General features: G+C 68.3%; 15 protein-coding genes. 7 read left to right on the forward strand and 8 right to left on the reverse strand.

Annotation, left to right across the window (positions count from 1 at the left end; genetic code table 11):
- Positions 1 to 56: 56 nt before the first annotated feature.
- Together F9288_RS14770 and F9288_RS14775 are read right to left on the reverse strand one after the other, a co-directional pair.
- Positions 57 to 1,010, reverse strand: a complete 954-nt coding sequence (locus F9288_RS14770; protein ID WP_174837485.1) for an SDR family NAD(P)-dependent oxidoreductase — start codon at positions 1,008 to 1,010, stop codon at positions 57 to 59.
- A 61-nt stretch (positions 1,011 to 1,071) separates the two neighbouring features.
- Positions 1,072 to 3,384 (reverse strand): ATP-dependent helicase, encoded by a 2,313-nt coding sequence (locus tag F9288_RS14775; protein WP_254620898.1) that lies wholly within the window; start codon positions 3,382 to 3,384, stop codon positions 1,072 to 1,074.
- 106 nt (positions 3,385 to 3,490) lie between these two features.
- Here F9288_RS14775 and F9288_RS14780 point away from each other — a divergent pair, with 106 nt between their 5' ends.
- From F9288_RS14780 to F9288_RS14790, 3 genes are read left to right on the forward strand one after another with little or no spacing between them, the layout of a single operon-like run.
- A complete protein-coding gene (locus F9288_RS14780) occupies positions 3,491 to 3,892 on the forward strand; it encodes a GFA family protein (RefSeq protein ID WP_174837487.1) in 402 nt (133 codons plus the stop codon).
- Positions 3,892 to 4,278 carry a nuclear transport factor 2 family protein gene (locus F9288_RS14785; protein ID WP_174837488.1) on the forward strand — a complete coding sequence of 129 codons (387 nt, stop codon included), beginning with the start codon at positions 3,892 to 3,894 and terminating at the stop codon, positions 4,276 to 4,278. The genes F9288_RS14780 and F9288_RS14785 overlap by 1 nt, the downstream gene beginning before the upstream one ends.
- An 8-nt stretch (positions 4,279 to 4,286) precedes the next feature.
- A complete protein-coding gene (locus F9288_RS14790; protein WP_174837489.1) occupies positions 4,287 to 5,018 on the forward strand; it encodes a bifunctional 2-polyprenyl-6-hydroxyphenol methylase/3-demethylubiquinol 3-O-methyltransferase UbiG in 732 nt (243 codons plus the stop codon).
- A gap of 19 nt (positions 5,019 to 5,037) precedes the next feature.
- Here the strand turns inward: F9288_RS14790 and F9288_RS14795 are convergent, their stop codons facing one another.
- The 4 genes from F9288_RS14795 to purM are packed head-to-tail and all read right to left on the reverse strand — an operon-like array spanning position 5,038 to position 7,656.
- The gene (locus F9288_RS14795; protein WP_174837490.1) at positions 5,038 to 5,622 is read right to left on the reverse strand and encodes a hypothetical protein; all 585 of its coding nucleotides are present in this window, start codon (positions 5,620 to 5,622) and stop codon (positions 5,038 to 5,040) included.
- On the reverse strand, positions 5,619 to 5,996 hold the full coding sequence (locus tag F9288_RS14800) for an MmcQ/YjbR family DNA-binding protein (RefSeq protein ID WP_174837491.1): 378 nt from the start codon (positions 5,994 to 5,996) through the stop codon (positions 5,619 to 5,621). The genes F9288_RS14795 and F9288_RS14800 overlap by 4 nt, the downstream gene beginning before the upstream one ends.
- Positions 5,993 to 6,556, reverse strand: a complete 564-nt coding sequence (gene purN / locus F9288_RS14805) for a phosphoribosylglycinamide formyltransferase (protein WP_174837492.1) — start codon at positions 6,554 to 6,556, stop codon at positions 5,993 to 5,995. The genes F9288_RS14800 and purN overlap by 4 nt, the downstream gene beginning before the upstream one ends.
- Entirely contained in the window at positions 6,553 to 7,656 is a 1,104-nt protein-coding gene (gene purM, locus F9288_RS14810) for a phosphoribosylformylglycinamidine cyclo-ligase (protein WP_174837493.1), read from the reverse strand. The genes purN and purM overlap by 4 nt, the downstream gene beginning before the upstream one ends.
- Before the next feature lie 64 nt (positions 7,657 to 7,720).
- On the opposite strand from purM, the gene F9288_RS14815 reads away from it, so the two are divergent.
- From F9288_RS14815 to F9288_RS14830, 4 genes are read left to right on the forward strand one after another with little or no spacing between them, the layout of a single operon-like run.
- Positions 7,721 to 8,953 carry a heavy-metal-associated domain-containing protein gene (locus tag F9288_RS14815; protein ID WP_174837494.1) on the forward strand — a complete coding sequence of 411 codons (1,233 nt, stop codon included), beginning with the start codon at positions 7,721 to 7,723 and terminating at the stop codon, positions 8,951 to 8,953.
- Entirely contained in the window at positions 8,950 to 9,573 is a 624-nt protein-coding gene (locus tag F9288_RS14820; RefSeq protein WP_174837495.1) for a DnaA/Hda family protein, read from the forward strand. The genes F9288_RS14815 and F9288_RS14820 overlap by 4 nt, the downstream gene beginning before the upstream one ends.
- The gene (locus F9288_RS14825; RefSeq protein WP_174837496.1) at positions 9,570 to 11,747 is read left to right on the forward strand and encodes an RNA degradosome polyphosphate kinase; all 2,178 of its coding nucleotides are present in this window, start codon (positions 9,570 to 9,572) and stop codon (positions 11,745 to 11,747) included. Before F9288_RS14820 ends, F9288_RS14825 begins: the two co-directional genes overlap by 4 nt.
- A gap of 10 nt (positions 11,748 to 11,757) precedes the next feature.
- Positions 11,758 to 13,209 carry a Ppx/GppA family phosphatase gene (locus F9288_RS14830; protein ID WP_174837497.1) on the forward strand — a complete coding sequence of 484 codons (1,452 nt, stop codon included), beginning with the start codon at positions 11,758 to 11,760 and terminating at the stop codon, positions 13,207 to 13,209.
- Positions 13,210 to 13,215: 6 nt separating this feature from the next.
- On the opposite strand, the gene F9288_RS14835 is transcribed toward F9288_RS14830, so the two are convergent.
- Both F9288_RS14835 and rnd read right to left on the reverse strand, forming a co-directional pair.
- Positions 13,216 to 13,509: an I78 family peptidase inhibitor gene (locus tag F9288_RS14835; protein WP_174837498.1), complete on the reverse strand. Its 294-nt coding sequence runs from the start codon at positions 13,507 to 13,509 to the stop codon at positions 13,216 to 13,218.
- Positions 13,506 to 14,684 (reverse strand): ribonuclease D, encoded by a 1,179-nt coding sequence (gene rnd / locus F9288_RS14840; RefSeq protein ID WP_174837499.1) that lies wholly within the window; start codon positions 14,682 to 14,684, stop codon positions 13,506 to 13,508. Before rnd ends, F9288_RS14835 begins: the two co-directional genes overlap by 4 nt.
- Positions 14,685 to 14,733 lie beyond the last annotated feature (49 nt).

Here is a 14,733-nt window from a genome sequence, read left to right on the forward strand (position 1 = left end):
GCGACTCTATCGCGGCGCGATGATGAGCGACAGATGAAAACGGTCGCGCCGAAGGGTCAGAACCGCTCGCCGACCATCTCCTCGCTCTTTGCCCAGAGCGCCTTCGCGCGCGCGGGATCGAGCGCATAGCTGCGCACGCCGTGCCGGGTGCTGGCGTCGTCGTTCACCGACGCGACATGGCAATCCTCGCAATAGCGCCCGCCGATCTCGTCGCCGCCCGCGACCGCCGCCGCCCACACGCTGGTCGCCGCCCCTTGCGGGATCGACTTGTAAGTGATCGCGCGCCCGGTGGCGGCGCGGAACCTTTGTTGCAGCGCTTCCATCACCTCGGGCGTCATGTGGCGGCCAAGCTCGGTCTGGATCACGCCGGGCATCAGCGCGCAGGCGCGCACCCCGCGATCGCGGTGACGGCGATCGAATTCCACCGCGAACAGCACGTTGGCGGTCTTGGAACGGCCATAGGCGATCCACGGATCATATGCCGTCCGCTCGAAGCCCGGATCGTCGAGATCGACATCGGACAGGCGATGGCCGGAGGAGGAGAGGTTCACCAGCCGCCCGCCGTCGCGGATCAGCCCGGCGATGCGGTTGACGAACAGGAAATGGCCGAGATGGTTGGTGCCGAGCTGCGTCTCGAAGCCGTCCGCCGTATGGCCCAGCGGCGTCGCCATCACGCCGGCATTGGCGATCACGACATCGAACGGCCGTCCATCCGCCACCAGCCGGTCCGCCGCCGCCCGCACGCTGGCGAGCGAGGCGAGGTCCAGCTCCATCAGCGCGAAGCTGCCGCCGCTCTCCTTCGCCGCCGCGCGGACGCTTTCGGTTGCGCGCTCGGCCTTGGCGAGATCGCGCGCCGCGCCGACCACATCGGCGCCCCGCGCCACCAGCGACCGCGCCGTCTCCACGCCAAGCCCGGCCGACACACCGGTGACGAGGATGCGCCTGCCGTGCAGGTCCATGCCCGCCAGCACGTCGTCCGTGGTCGATTCGGCGCCGAATTGCGTTGCCATCATGCTCTCCTGCCCTGCGTTCATGCGAATATGGCGCGCCCACGGCGTTTCACCAGCCGCTTTACGCCTCCAGCGAGACGAAGCTGTCCATCACCCGCTTCAGGCCGGCGTGATCGAAGTCGATCTCCAGCTTGTTGCCCTCGATCCCGACGATATCGCCGTGGCCGAACTTCTGGTGGAACACGCGCATCCCCACCTTGAGGTCGCCGCGCCCCTTGTTGCCGAGGCTGACCGAGGGGCTGCGGCTCTCCACCACGCGGGTCGGTTCGCGGGTAAAGGTGCGGCTGGTCCATTCGCCGCCGGGCTTGGCGCCGAGCGCGCCTGCCGCGCGCTGCCAGCCGGGGCCGCGCCCCGTGCCGCGCCCGACATCGGCGAAGGGATCGGCGCGCTCGGACCAATTGGCCCGCCACAGGCTCGCGCCGCCGGACATGGTGGTCTCCGCCTCGACATGATCCGCCGGCAGCTCGCCGACGAAGCGCGAGGGGATGGATGAGGTCCATTGCCCGTAGATGCGGCGGTTGGCGGCATGGAGGATCACCGCCCGCCGCCGCGCCCGCGTGATCGCGACATAGGCGAGGCGGCGCTCCTCCTCCAGGCTGCGCGCGCCGCCCTCGTCCAGCGCGCGCTGCGAGGGGAAGATGCCTTCCTCCCAACCGGCGAGGAACACGGTGCCGAACTCCAGCCCCTTCGCCGCATGGATCGTCATGATCGTGACCTTGGCGTCCTCGCGCGCGCCCTCATTGTCCATGACGAGGCTGACATGCTCGAGGAACGCGCCGAGGCTCTCATATTCCTCCATCGCCCGGACGAGTTCGCCCAGGTTCTCCAACCGCCCCGCCGCTTCGGCGGACTTCTCCGCCTGCCACATCGCGGTGTAGCCGCTCTCGTCGAGGATCTGCCGCGCGAGATCGGGATGGGACAGGTCGCGCGCCATATCCCGCCAGCGCGCGATGTCGCCGACGAAATTGCCGAGCGCGCGCCGCGCCTGCGGCGTCAGCTCGTCGGTATCGAGGATGCGCGCGGCGGCGACGCTCAGCGGCAAACCCTCCGCGCGCGCGAGCTGGTGCAGTCGCGCCACCGCCTTGTCGCCCAGCCCGCGCTTGGGCACGTTGACGATCCGCTCGAAGGCGAGATCATCCGCCGGCTGGTTGACGATGCGCAAATAGGCGAGCGCGTCGCGGATTTCCGCCCGCTCGTAGAAGCGGAAGCCGCCGACGATGCGATAGGGCAGGCCGATCGCGATGAAACGATCCTCGAACTCGCGCGTCTGGTGCTGCGCGCGGACGAGGATGGCGATGTCGTCTAGGCTCGCGCCGTCGCGCTGCGCCGCCTCGATCTCCTCGCCGATGCGCCGCGCTTCCTCCGGCCCATCCCACACGCCGATCACGCGGACCTTCTCGCCGGCGTCGATCTCGGTCCACAGCGTCTTGCCGAGCCGCCCGCTGTTGTTGGCGATCACGCCCCCCGCCGCGCCGAGGATATGCGGGGTGGAGCGGTAGTTCTGCTCCAGCCGGATCACCTTGGCGCCGGGGAAGTCGCGCTCGAAGCGCAGGATATTCTCCACCTGCGCGCCGCGCCACGAGTAGATCGACTGGTCGTCGTCGCCGACGCAGCAAATGTTCCGCCGCTCCTGCGCGAGCAGTCGCAGCCAGAGATACTGGACGCTGTTGGTGTCCTGATACTCATCGACCATGATGTAGCGGAAGCGCTGCTGGTAATGCGCCAGCACGTCGCGGTTGGTCTTGAGAATCGTCAGAACGTGGAGCAGCAGATCGCCGAAGTCGCAGGCGTTCACCGCCTTCAGCCGCTCCTGATATTGCTGGTAAAGCTCGCCGCCGCGCCCGTTGCCGTAGCGTTCGCTTTCGCCCGCGTCGATATCGCCGGGGGTGAGGCCCTTGTTCTTCCACTCGTCGATCAGCCCGGCGAGGCTGCGCGCGGGAAAGCGCTTCTCGTCGATGTTCGCGGCGACGATCAACTGCTTGAGCAACCGGAGTTGATCGTCGGTGTCGAGGATCGTGAAGTTCGATTGCAGCCCGACCAGTTCGGCATGGCGGCGCAGCATCTTCGCGCCGATCGCGTGGAAGGTGCCGAGCCACGGCATCCCCTCCACCGCATCGCCGACCAGCCTGCCCACGCGCTCCTTCATCTCGCGCGCGGCCTTGTTGGTGAAGGTGACGGCGAGAATCTCGGAAGGGTAAGCGCGGCGCGTCCATAGCAGATGCGCGAGTCGCGCGGTGAGTGCGGCGGTCTTGCCCGTGCCCGCGCCGGCGAGGACGAGCACCGGCCCGTCGATGGTCAGCACCGCTTCGCGCTGCGGCGCGTTGAGGCCGGCGAGATAGGGTGGATCGTCGGGAGAAGGCACGGGAACGCTCACCGCCGAACAGGTAGGGAACAAGCGCGGCCGGGGCAAGGCTCGGAAAATATCTTGCGTGTCCGGTCGCTTCATGAGAACAAATTGGAAACATTAGTGGAGAGAGTCGATGACGACGAGCGGACGATGCCATTGCGGCGCGGTGACATGGCGCGCGACGGGCGAGCCGAAGCATCATGCGATATGTCATTGCGATGATTGCCGGCGCTGGTCCGGTGCGCCGCTGGTCGGCTGGATCGCCTTTGACGAGGGCGAGGTGGAGATCGCGGGCGAGACGCGCGCCTATCATTCCTCCGAAGCCGCGACGCGGGAGTTTTGCGCGGCCTGCGGCACCGGGCTGTTCTATCGCAATCCCAGCGCGTTGCCGGGGATCGTCGATATCCAGTCCGGCACGATGGATGATCCGGAGGCCGTTCCGCCCGGCGCGCATATCATGACGAAGCACCGGCTTGGCTGGACGCGGGAGATGGATAAGCTGCCCGAGTTCGAAAGCTATCCGGGGATGGGTTGATGACGTCTGGAGATCCGGTCGCGCGCTGGCACGATTACATGCACGCGCCGACCCCCGAGCGGCTGGCCGCGCTGCTGCACGACGATTGCGTGTTCCAAAGCCCGGCGGTCCACACGCCGCAGAAGGGCAAGGCGCTGACGATGAAATACCTCCTCGCGGCAGCGCAGGTGCTGGGCGGGGAGAGTTTTCGCTACACCGGCGAATGGCGCGCGGAGCGGTCGGCGGTGCTGGAGTTCGAGTGCGAGGTGGATGGGAAATACGTCAACGGCGTCGATATCATCTCCTGGGACGGAGACGGGTTGATTATCGGCTTCAAGGTGATGATCCGGCCGATCAAGGCGTTCGACGCGGTGGTGCCGAAGATGGCGGCGGCGTTGATGGGGTGAGGCGGGGCGTGGCCCAGAATATCTACGACGATCCGGATTTCTTCGCGGGCTACAGCCGGTTGCCACGGCAGATGCGTGGACTGGACGGCGCGCCCGAATGGCCGGCGATCCGGAATATGCTGCCCGATGTGACGGGCAGGCGGGTGGCTGATCTCGGCTGCGGCTTCGGCTGGGCTTCGCGCTGGTTGCGGGAACAGGGGGCTGCCTCGGTCCTCGGCGTCGATCTGTCGCAAAACATGATCGACCGTGCGCGCGCGAGTACGAACGATCGGGGAATCGACTATCGTATCGCCGATCTTGAAGGCCTGACGTTGCCCGAAGCTGCGTTCGAGTTGATCTACAGCGCCCTTGCCTTCCATTATGTGCGGAATTTCGCGCGGTTGATCCGGATGATCCACGCAGCGCTGACGCCGGGAAGCGACCTTGTGTTCACCATCGAGCATCCGATCTACATGGCGGCGGCTGATCCGCATTGGATGCGGGACGCGGACGGTCGCAAGACCTGGCCGGTCAACGGCTATGCGATGGAAGGGGAACGGCGGACGAACTGGTTCGTCAAAGACGTGCTGAAATATCACCGCACATTGGCTACCACACTCAATACGCTGATCGATGCCGGGTTTGCGTTGCGCCGGATCGAAGAATTTGCGCCGACAGCCGGGCAGATCGCGCAAACGCCTGGGCTGGCCGAGGAGATGGAGCGGCCGATGTTGTTGCTGATCTCCGCCCATCGGGCATGATCTCATTGCGGGAACGGCGTTATTTCTTCCCCTGCCGCCCCCAGGCCGTCTCCAGCGCCGCCGGCGAACCATTGCGCGAAGCCAGCGTCAGCCCCGTCAGCACCATCTTCTTCCCGCGCAGGAAGCGCGATTCCGTGCGCCACAAGACATCGTAGCGCGCGGTTTCGCTGTGGCTCTTGTCGCCGTCCCACCAGCTTGTCGCGATCAGCACGGGAAGGCGGCCGTGGCGGGCGTCGCCGTCGCCGTTCGCCTTGAGCAACGCATCGGCGAACCAGTCGGCGGCAATGCGCGGGCCGGGCAGGGCGTCCTGCGGCGAGACGCCCAAAGCCTTGGGGAAAGTGACGGTCGCGGCGCTGAAATTGCGATCGCCATCGCTAAGCGCGATCGTATTGCCGCCATCCACCACCTTGCCGACCAGCGTGACCACGCCGCGCGCATGTTCCGCGCTGGCCGCTTGAGATGCGCGCGCCGCCTCGTCCGCGCGACGGCCGGACCAGTTGAGGTAGAGCGACGCGGCCGCGATCAGCATCCCCACCACCGCGACCAGCTCGGCGAGCGTGATCCAGCGGCGGCGCGTCGCGGCCTGATCGGCGGTTTCGCTCATCGGCCGCCCATCTCCAGCAGGCGGCGCGGGGCGACCAGTTCCCAGCTCCGCGCGATACGGTCCGCCACCCGGTCCCAGTCGGTGTCTTCGCGATCCAGCCGCATCGCCACCCAGCCATAGGGGCCGAGATAGGCGGGGCGGAAATAGAAATCCGGGTCCATCTCGATCAGCGTCGCCTGCTCCTCGCCGTCGTCGGTCTTGACGATCGCCACCGTCTCTCCGTCGCCGTGATGATTGTGCCAGAAATAGGCGAAGAACTTGCCCTTTTCGATATGGAATCCGGGCGCGCCGTGGCTCAGCCGCTCGGCGGCGGCGGGCAGCGCCAGCGCGATCTCGCGCACGCGGGCGAGCGCAATATCCGAATCTGGACTCACCGCGTCAGCCATTCCGCAAGGACGCGCGGATAGAGGCGATGTTCCTCCGCCAGCACGCGCGCCGCCAGCGTTTCCGCGTCGTCGCCCGGCAGGATCGGCACGCGCGCCTGCCCGAGCACCTCGCCGCCGTCCAGTTCCTCGGTGACGAGGTGGATCGAGCAGCCGGCCTCCGCATCGCCGGCCTCGATCGCGCGGGCGTGGGTGTCGAGGCCCTTGTATTTCGGCAGCAGCGAGGGATGGATGTTGACGATCCGCCCGCGCCAGTCCGCGACGAACTTGTCGGACAGCAGCCGCATATAGCCGGCGAGCGCGATATATTCGGCGCCCGCCGCGCGCAGCGCGCCGTCCAGCGCGGCCTCATAGGCGATCTTGCCGATGCCCTTGGGCGACAGCGCGAAGGTGGGGATACCCCGTTCGCGCGCCCAGGCCAGGCCGGCGGCCTCCGGTTTGTCGGAGGCGACCACCACCACCTGATAGACGTCGCCTGCCGCCTTCACCAGCGATTGCATGTTCGATCCGCGCCCGGAAACGAGGATCGCGATCTTCGCCGGCCCGCTCATGCGTTATGCGTCGCGGTCCAGTCGCCGCGCGCGCTCCACGTCTCGGCCGAGCCACGCACGGTACAGCCGCGCTCGCCCGCGGCGATCGCGCCGATGCGGAACACGGTTTCGCCGGCTTCCTCCAGCGCAATGGTCACCGCTCCGGCCGCATCGGCCGCGACGATCACCGCCATGCCGATGCCGCAGTTGAAGGTGCGCGCCATCTCCTCCGGCTCGATCGTGCCCTGCGCCTGGAGGAAAGCCATCAGGCGCGGTTGCGGCCAGGCATCCGCATCGATCGTCGCATGGCAGCCGGCGGGCAGCACGCGCGGGATATTCTCCAGCAGGCCGCCGCCGGTGATATGCGCCAGCCCCTTGACGCGGCGCTCGCGGACGAGTGGCAGCAGGCTTTTCACATAGATGCGGGTCGGCGCCATCAGCGTGTCGATCAGCAGCCGGTCCCGGTCGAACAGCGCGGGGCGATCGAGCTTCCAGCCCTTGTCGGCCGCCAGCCGCCGGACCAGCGAGAAGCCGTTGGAATGAACGCCGGACGAAGCGAGGCCGAGGATGACGTCGCCGGGCGCGATATCCGCCCCGGTCAGCACCGCCGACCGCTCCACCGCGCCGACGCAGAAGCCGGCGAGGTCGTAATCGCCCTCGGCATACATGCCGGGCATCTCCGCCGTCTCGCCGCCGATTAGCGCGCAGCCGGCGATCCTGCACCCTTCCGCGATCGAGGCGACGACCTGCTCGGCGACGCCATTGTCGAGCCGGCCGGTCGCGTAATAATCGAGGAAGAACAGCGGCTCCGCGCCCTGCACGATCAGGTCGTTGGCGCACATCGCGACCAGATCCACGCCGACGCCCTCATGCCGCTCATGCTCGATCGCGAGCTTCAGCTTGGTGCCGACACCGTCGTTCGCCGCGACCAGCAGCGGATCGGTGAACCCCGCCGCGCGCAGATCGAAGAAGCCGCCGAATCCGCCGAGGTCCGCGTCCGCGCCCGGCCGCCGCGTCGCGCGGGCGAGGGGGGCGATGGCGCGGACCAGCGCGTTGCCGCTGGCGATCGAAACGCCCGCATCGGCGTAGGTATAGGGCGTGTTGCCACGATCTTCGGTCATATGGCGTGCGACTAACCACATCTCGCTTGGATTTCCACGCCTGCTTCGCCAAAAGGCAGGCAAGATGCGTCTTCGTCTGTTTTTCCTCACGACCGCCGCTGTCGCGCTGCTGCTCGGCACCGGCATCGGCATCGCGCAGATCGAGGGCGGCGATCGCGGCGTCGCGCCGGTCGACAGCTCCTCGGACTATGAGGTGAGCGGCATCTCCGTCGACGTGGCGGCGAAGGATGCGGACAGCGCGCGCTACGGCGGCTGGCGGCTGGCGCAGCGCAAGGCGTGGGTGCAATTGTCGCAACGGCTCGGCGCGGGCGGCGGGCTGGTTTCGGACGGGACGCTTGATTCGCTCGTCTCCGGCATCGTCATCGGGAACGAGCAGATCGGGCCGAACCGCTATATCGCGACGCTCGGCGTGCTGTTCGATCGCGCCAAGGCCAGCGCGGCGCTCGGCGTCAGCGACTATGTCAGCCGGTCGGCGCCGATGGTGGTGATCCCGGTGATGTGGTCCGGCGGCACGGCCACCGTGTTCGAGCAGCGGACGCCGTGGCAGGAGGCGTGGGCGCGCTATCGCACCGGCAACAGCACGGTCGATTATATCCGCCCGGTCGGCAGCGGGCCGGACCCGCTGTTGCTCAATTACGGCCAGACCCAGCGTCCGGGGCGCGGCTGGTGGCGATCGGTGCTCAATCAATATGGCGGCAGCGACGTGCTGATGCCGACCGTCAGACTCTATCGCCAATGGCCGGGTGGGCCGGTGGTCGGCGTGTTCCAGGCGCGGGGCGGGCCGGACAACCGGCTGTTCGGCCAGGTCGCGCTGCGCGTCGGCTCGGCGGCGGGCGTGCCGCAATTGCTCGATGCGGGCGTGAAGCGGCTGGACGATCTGTATCAGGCGGCGCTGCGCGGCGGTCTGCTGCGCGGCGATCCGGGCCTGTCCTATGTCCCGCCGGTCGAGGCGGCGAGCGATGTGGTGACGCCCGACGATTCGCCCCCGGTGGAGAGCGCGACGATCGGCGGCACGACCATCTCGGTGCAGTTCGATTCGCCCGGCGCGCCGGCGGTGAACAGCACGGAAGCGGCGATGCGCGCGGTGCCCGGCGTCGCGTCGGCGGCGACCTCCAGCCTCGCGCTCGGCGGCATATCGGTGATGACGGTGACCTATGGCGGCACCCCCGACGCCTTCCGCGCCGCGTTGCAGTCGCGCGGTTGGCAGGTGTTCGGCACCGGCGCGACGATCCGCATCCGCCGCGCCCCCCAATTGCTCCCGCCCGACGTGGCGGCGGACAACGCGACCGCCGAATGAGCCAGATCGCGCTGCCGCTGGAGTGGCCCGCCGATCCGCGCGACGAGGAGTTCCTGGTGACGCCCTCGAACGCGCGGGCGGCGCATCTGGTCGAGCATTGGGGGGCGTGGCCGGTGATGACCGCGCTGCTCACCGGCCCGCGCAAGTCCGGCCGCAGCCTGCTGGCGCGCATCTTCGCCTCCAAGAGCGGCGGGACGATCATCGACGATGCGGAGAAGCGCCCCGAGGCGGAGCTGTTCCACGCCTGGAATCAGGCGCAGGCGGAGCGCAAGCCGCTGCTGATCGTCGCCGACGCCGCGCCGCCCGAATGGCGGATCAGGCTGCCCGACCTGCGCTCGCGGCTCGGCGCGTCGCCGGTGGCGGAGATCGGCGCGCCCGACGACGAACTGATGCGCGCGCTGCTGGAGCGGCAGTTCCACCGGCGCGGGCTGGATGCGCGGCCCGATCTGATCGACTGGCTCGTCGCACGGATCGAGCGTAGTCATATTACTGTCATGCGAACGGTCGATGCGCTGGATCAGGAAGTGCTGGAACGTCGCAAGCGGCTCTCGATCCCGCTGGCGCGGACCACGCTTGCCGACGCCGCGCTGATCCCGCCACCGCCGATGGACCCCGAATGACCCGCCCAGCCCATATCGCCGCCAGCATCAGGGAAGACGACGACCCGTTCGAGCCGAGTACGGCCGGGCGTTATTTCAACCGCGAGCTTTCGTGGCTGGCGTTCAACCGGCGGGTGCTGGAGGAAGCGTGCAATCCGGCGCATCCGCTATTGGAGCGGCTGCGCTTCCTGTCGATCTCCGGCTCGAACCTCGACGAATTCTTCATGGTCCGCGTCGCGGGGCTGAAGGGCCAGCAATTGCTGGAGGTGGAGGCGCGCTCCGCCGACGGGCTGACCCCCTCGCAGCAGCTTGTCGCGATCACGGAGGCGGCGGACAAGCTGCTGATGGATCAGGAGAATGTGTGGCGCGATATCCGCCACGCGCTCGCCGATGCGGGCATCCAGGTGCTTGGCTCGAGCAAGGTCGATGCGGTGCTGTCGCTGGAGGAGATCGGCTGGCTCGAAACGCATTTCCGCGAGCAATTGCTGCCGGTCCTGACGCCGCAGGCGCTCGATCCCGCGCATCCCTTCCCGTTCCTGCCCAACAAGGGGCTGGCGGTCATGTTCGACCTGATGCGCCTGTCCGACGACGAGCCGATCCGCGAGCTGGTGATGCTGCCCGCGTCGATGCGTCGCTTCGTCCGCCTGCCGGGGGAGAGGGCGCGCTACGTCGCGATCGAATCGATCGTGAAGCGTTTCTCGCCGGTGCTGTTCCCCGGCTATCGCGTGCTCGGCGCGGCCGAGTTCCGCGTGCTGCGCGACAGCGATATCGAGATCGAGGAGGAGGCGGAGGACCTCGTCCGCTATTTTGCCAACGCCATCAAGCGCCGCCGGCGCGGGCGGGTGATCCGGCTGGAGCTGGAGACCGGAATGCCGGAGGCGCTGGAGACGGTGCTGCGCGACGAGCTTGGCGAGGTCGGCGCGCTCGTCACCGAGAGCGGCACCTTCCTCGGCATCGGCGAACTGGACCAGCTTTACGAGGAGGACCGGCCGGACCTGAAGTTCCCACCCTTCACGCCGCGCTTCCCGGAACGCATCCGCGAGTTCGGCGGTGATTGCTTCGCGGCGATCCGCTCCAAGGACATCATCGTCCACCACCCCTACGAGACGTTCGACGTGGTGCTGGCCTTCCTGAAGCAGGCGGCGGCGGACCCGGACGTGGTGGCGATCAAGCAGACGCTCTATCGCGCCGGCAAGCAATCAGCCGTCATCAACGCGCTGATCGCGGCGGCTGAGGCGGGCAAGTCGGTGACGGCGGTGGTCGAGCTGAAGGCGCGGTTCGACGAGGAGCAGAACATGCTCTGGGCCAGCGCGCTGGAGCGGGCCGGCGTGCAGGTGGTCTATGGCTTCATCGACTGGAAGACCCACGCCAAGATCTCGATGGTGGTGCGGCGTGAGGGCGGGCAGTTCCGCACCTACTGCCATTTCGGCACGGGCAATTATCATCCGATCACCGCGCGCATCTACACCGATCTCAGCTTCTTCACCGCCGATCCGCGCATCGGGCGCGACGCGGCGCAGGTGTTCAACTACATCACCGGCTATGTCGAGCCGCATGGGATGGAGCTGCTGGTCATCTCGCCGCGTGGGTTGCGCGACCGGCTGATCGAGCTGATCGACGCGGAGATCGCCTTCGCGCGGGCGGGCAGGCCGGCGTCGATCTGGGCGAAGATGAATAGCCTCGTCGATCCGGCGATCATCGAGAAGCTCTATGAGGCGAGCGGCGCGGGGGTGGAGATCGATCTCGTCATTCGCGGCATCTGCTGCCTCAGGCCCAAGGTGCCGGGCATGTCGGACAATATCCGCGTGAAATCGGTGGTCGGGCGGTTCCTGGAGCATAGCCGCATCGCCTGTTTCGGCAATGGCGCTGCGCTGCCCAACGACGGCGCGCATGTGCTGATCTCCTCGGCGGACTGGATGCCGCGCAACTTCGATCGCCGCGTCGAATATATGCTGCCGCTCACCAACGAGACGGTGCATGATCAGGTGCTCGATCAGGTGATGGTCGCCAACCTGATCGACGACGAGCAGAGCTGGGAACTGGAGCCGGACGGCAGCTACATACGCCTGAAGCCGGGCGACAAACCTTTCAACCTGCACCGCTATTTCATGACCAACCCTTCGCTTTCCGGCCGCGGCGCGGCGCTGGAGGAGGGCGGGCAGGTGCCGACCCTCTCGTTGCGCCGGCAAGGCTGAAGGGCGCGGGATGGCGGCGCCGCGCACGGCGATCATCGACATCGGCTCGAACTCGATCCGTCTGGTCGTCTATCAGGGGCCGGCGCGTCTGCCGGCGATCCTGTTCAACGAGAAGGTGCTGGCAGGGCTGGGGCGCAGCCTCGCGCAGACCGGCGCGATCGACGCGGAGGCGATGGCCGCCGCCGCGACCGCGCTCGTCCGTTTCGCCGCGCTGGCGCGCGAGATGCGCTGCGACACGGTACGCACCGTCGCCACCGCCGCCGCGCGCGACGCCGCCAACGGGGCCGAACTGCTCGCGGTGGCGGAAGCGGCGGGGCTGACCGTGGAGCTTCTTTCCGGCGCGGCGGAGGCGCGCGGCGCGGGCTATGGCGTGCTTTCCGCGATACCGCAGGCGGACGGCATCGTCGGCGACCTTGGCGGCGGCAGCCTCGAACTGGTGCGGGTGAAGAACGGCAAGGTCGGCAAGCATGTCTCCTTTCCGCTCGGCGTGCTGCGGGTTGCGGCGCTGCGCGAGAAGGGCGGGCTGGACCGCCGCGTCGGGTGGCTGCTGCGCGAGGCCGGCTGGGGCGGCGCCGGCAAGGGGTTGCCGCTCTATCTGGTCGGCGGATCGTGGCGCGCGCTGGCGCGGCTGGACATGGACCGCACCCATTATCCGCTGCCGATCATCCACCAATATGCCATGACGGCCGAGACGGTCGCGCGGCTGGGGCGGACGATCTCCCACGTAGCGAAGGGGCGGCTGAAGGCGGTGCCAGGCTTGTCGTCCGGCCGCATCCCGACGCTGGGCGATGCGGCGGCGGTGCTGGCCTCGCTGCTCAAGCATCTGAAGAGCAAGGGCACGATCGTCTCCGCTTACGGACTGCGCGAGGGATTGCTCTATGACGCGCTCGACGAGCGGACGCGCGCGCAGGACCCTTTGGTGGTCGCGACACGCGATGAAGGACGACGCGCTGGCCGCTTTCCCGAGCATGGCGACTTGCTCCACGAGTGGATCGCGCCACTGTTCGCCGGGGAGGTGCCGGCCGATGCGCGGCTGCGCCATGCCGCCTGCCAACTCGCCGACGTCGGCTGGCGCGCCAACCCGGAGTTCCGCGCGGAACGGGGGCTGGAGATCGCGCTCCACGGCAATTGGGTTGGCGTCGATGCGCGCGGCCGGGCGATGATGGGGCAGGCGCTATGGACCGGCCTGGGCGGCGACACCGCCAGCCCGCCGCCGCTGCCGGCGCTGGCGAGCGATTCGGACCTGCGCCGCGCGACCGGCTGGGGATTGGCGATGCGGCTGGGGCAGCGGCTGTCAGGCGGCCTCGCCGGTCCGTTGCAGCGCTCCCGCCTGACGGTCGACGCGCGCGCGCTGACGCTCGGCCTCGATGCCGGTGACCACGGCCTCTACGGCGAGGCAGTGGAGAAGCGGCACAATGCGCTGGCGGCGGCGCTGGGCCGCGCGCCGATCCTCATCGCCTGAGCGCGATCAGCCGCAACTGATGCTGCGCACGATATTCCGCTCACCGATCATGATGTTGAGGCGCTCGACACGGTAATCCATTGTCGCCGCCTGGCCGGGGTAGAGCACGCGCACGATGCGCGAGCCGCTGACTCGCTGCGCCCGGCGCTGGAGCTGCGGCGTGAACGGCATCCCGACGAAGCGCTGCGCCGGCTCCGCACGGCATTGGCGATGCGGCGGCGGGCCGGGCATCCCGGGGCGATCATCGACACATCCGGCGAGCGCGATCAGCGGCAGCGCGGCGATCAGGGCCTTGTTCATGCGGCAGTCCCCTCCGTTCGGGTCATCTTGAGCCTGCCGCCCTGAACCGCGAAGCCGAGTCGGCCCTCGACCAGATCTAGCGCGTCATGCCCGAACTGATCGTAGCGCCAACCGTCGAGAATCGCGAGACCCTCGCGCTGCCCGGCGGCCAGCGCCTCCAGCTCGTCGCTGCGCGCGAGCAGGCGCGGCGCCACGTCGATATCGCGCGCGCGAATCTTGAGCAGCAGCTTGAGCAGGTCCGCGACCAGCGAGCCTTCCTTGCCCAGCCCCGGCTTGCGATCGTCGCGCGGCGGCATCTCGGCGGCGGAGAGCGGCTGCGCCTCCGCGATGGCGGTCATCAGGCGCTTGCCGATGTCGTTCGACGCCCATGTCGCGGAAAGCCCGCGCACCTTCGACAGGTCGACCTGCTTCTTCGGCGGGTGGCCGGCAAGGTCCGCCAGCGTCTCGTCCTTGACGATGCGGCCGCGCGGCAAATCCTTGCTCCGCGCCTCCAGTTCGCGCCAGCGGGCGATCGCCTTCAGCCGCCCCAGCACCTCGGGCTTGCGGCCGGAGACGCGGACGCGTTTCCATGCGAGGTCCGGATCGTTGGCATAATTCGCCGGATCGGCCAGCCGTTCCATCTCCTGATCGAGCCACGCGCCGCGCCCGGTTTTCTTGAGGCGCTCCAGCATCCGCGGGAATATCTTCGACAGATGCGTGACGTCGCCGATGGCGTAATCCACCTGCCGCTGATCGAGCGGCCGCCGCGACCAGTCCGTGAAGCGCGCGCCCTTGTCGATCTGGATGCCGAGCCAGCTGTCGACGAGGTTGGAATAGCCGATCTGTTCGCCTTGCCCCAGCGCCATCGCGGCGACCTGCGTGTCGAACAGCGGATGCGGGGTCTTGCCGGTGAGGTTGTAGATGATCTCGATATCCTGCCCGCCGGCATGGAATACCTTCAGCACCTCCTCGTTATCGACCAGCAGGTCGAGCAGCGGCGTCATGTCCAGCCCCGGCGCCTTGGGGTCGATCGCGGCCGCCTCCTCGGTATCGGCGATCTGGATCAGGCACAGCTCCGGCCAATAGGTGCTCTCGCGCATGAATTCGGTATCGACGCAGATGAAGGGGGCGTCGGCGAGGCGGGCGCAGAGATTGGCGAGCGTCGCGCTGTCGGTGATCAATGGGTGAACGTGCATATGTCGCGCCCATAGCTCCACGCGCGCGCCTTGACAAAGAGGGGATGGA

The sequence above is a fragment of the Sphingomonas sp. CL5.1 genome (assembly GCF_013344685.1).
Taxonomy (GTDB): domain Bacteria; phylum Pseudomonadota; class Alphaproteobacteria; order Sphingomonadales; family Sphingomonadaceae; genus Sphingomonas.

Bases quoted from the DNA above. Each gene is read 5' to 3' on its own strand.
- purN (WP_174837492.1), bottom strand. From the start codon at position 6,556: ATGAGCGGGCCGGCGAAGATCGCGATCCTCGTTTCCGGGCGCGGATCG.
- F9288_RS14795 (WP_174837490.1), bottom strand. From the start codon at position 5,622: ATGAGCGAAACCGCCGATCAGGCCGCGACGCGCCGCCGCTGGATCACG.
- F9288_RS14830 (WP_174837497.1), top strand. From the start codon at position 11,758: ATGGCGGCGCCGCGCACGGCGATCATCGACATCGGCTCGAACTCGATC.
- F9288_RS14780 (WP_174837487.1), top strand. From the start codon at position 3,491: ATGACGACGAGCGGACGATGCCATTGCGGCGCGGTGACATGGCGCGCG.
- F9288_RS14770 (WP_174837485.1), bottom strand. From the start codon at position 1,010: ATGGCAACGCAATTCGGCGCCGAATCGACCACGGACGACGTGCTGGCG.
- rnd (WP_174837499.1), bottom strand. From the start codon at position 14,684: ATGCACGTTCACCCATTGATCACCGACAGCGCGACGCTCGCCAATCTC.
- F9288_RS14820 (WP_174837495.1), top strand. From the start codon at position 8,950: ATGAGCCAGATCGCGCTGCCGCTGGAGTGGCCCGCCGATCCGCGCGAC.
- F9288_RS14785 (WP_174837488.1), top strand. From the start codon at position 3,892: ATGACGTCTGGAGATCCGGTCGCGCGCTGGCACGATTACATGCACGCG.
- purM (WP_174837493.1), bottom strand. From the start codon at position 7,656: ATGACCGAAGATCGTGGCAACACGCCCTATACCTACGCCGATGCGGGC.
- F9288_RS14825 (WP_174837496.1), top strand. From the start codon at position 9,570: ATGACCCGCCCAGCCCATATCGCCGCCAGCATCAGGGAAGACGACGAC.
- F9288_RS14835 (WP_174837498.1), bottom strand. From the start codon at position 13,509: ATGAACAAGGCCCTGATCGCCGCGCTGCCGCTGATCGCGCTCGCCGGA.
- F9288_RS14815 (WP_174837494.1), top strand. From the start codon at position 7,721: ATGCGTCTTCGTCTGTTTTTCCTCACGACCGCCGCTGTCGCGCTGCTG.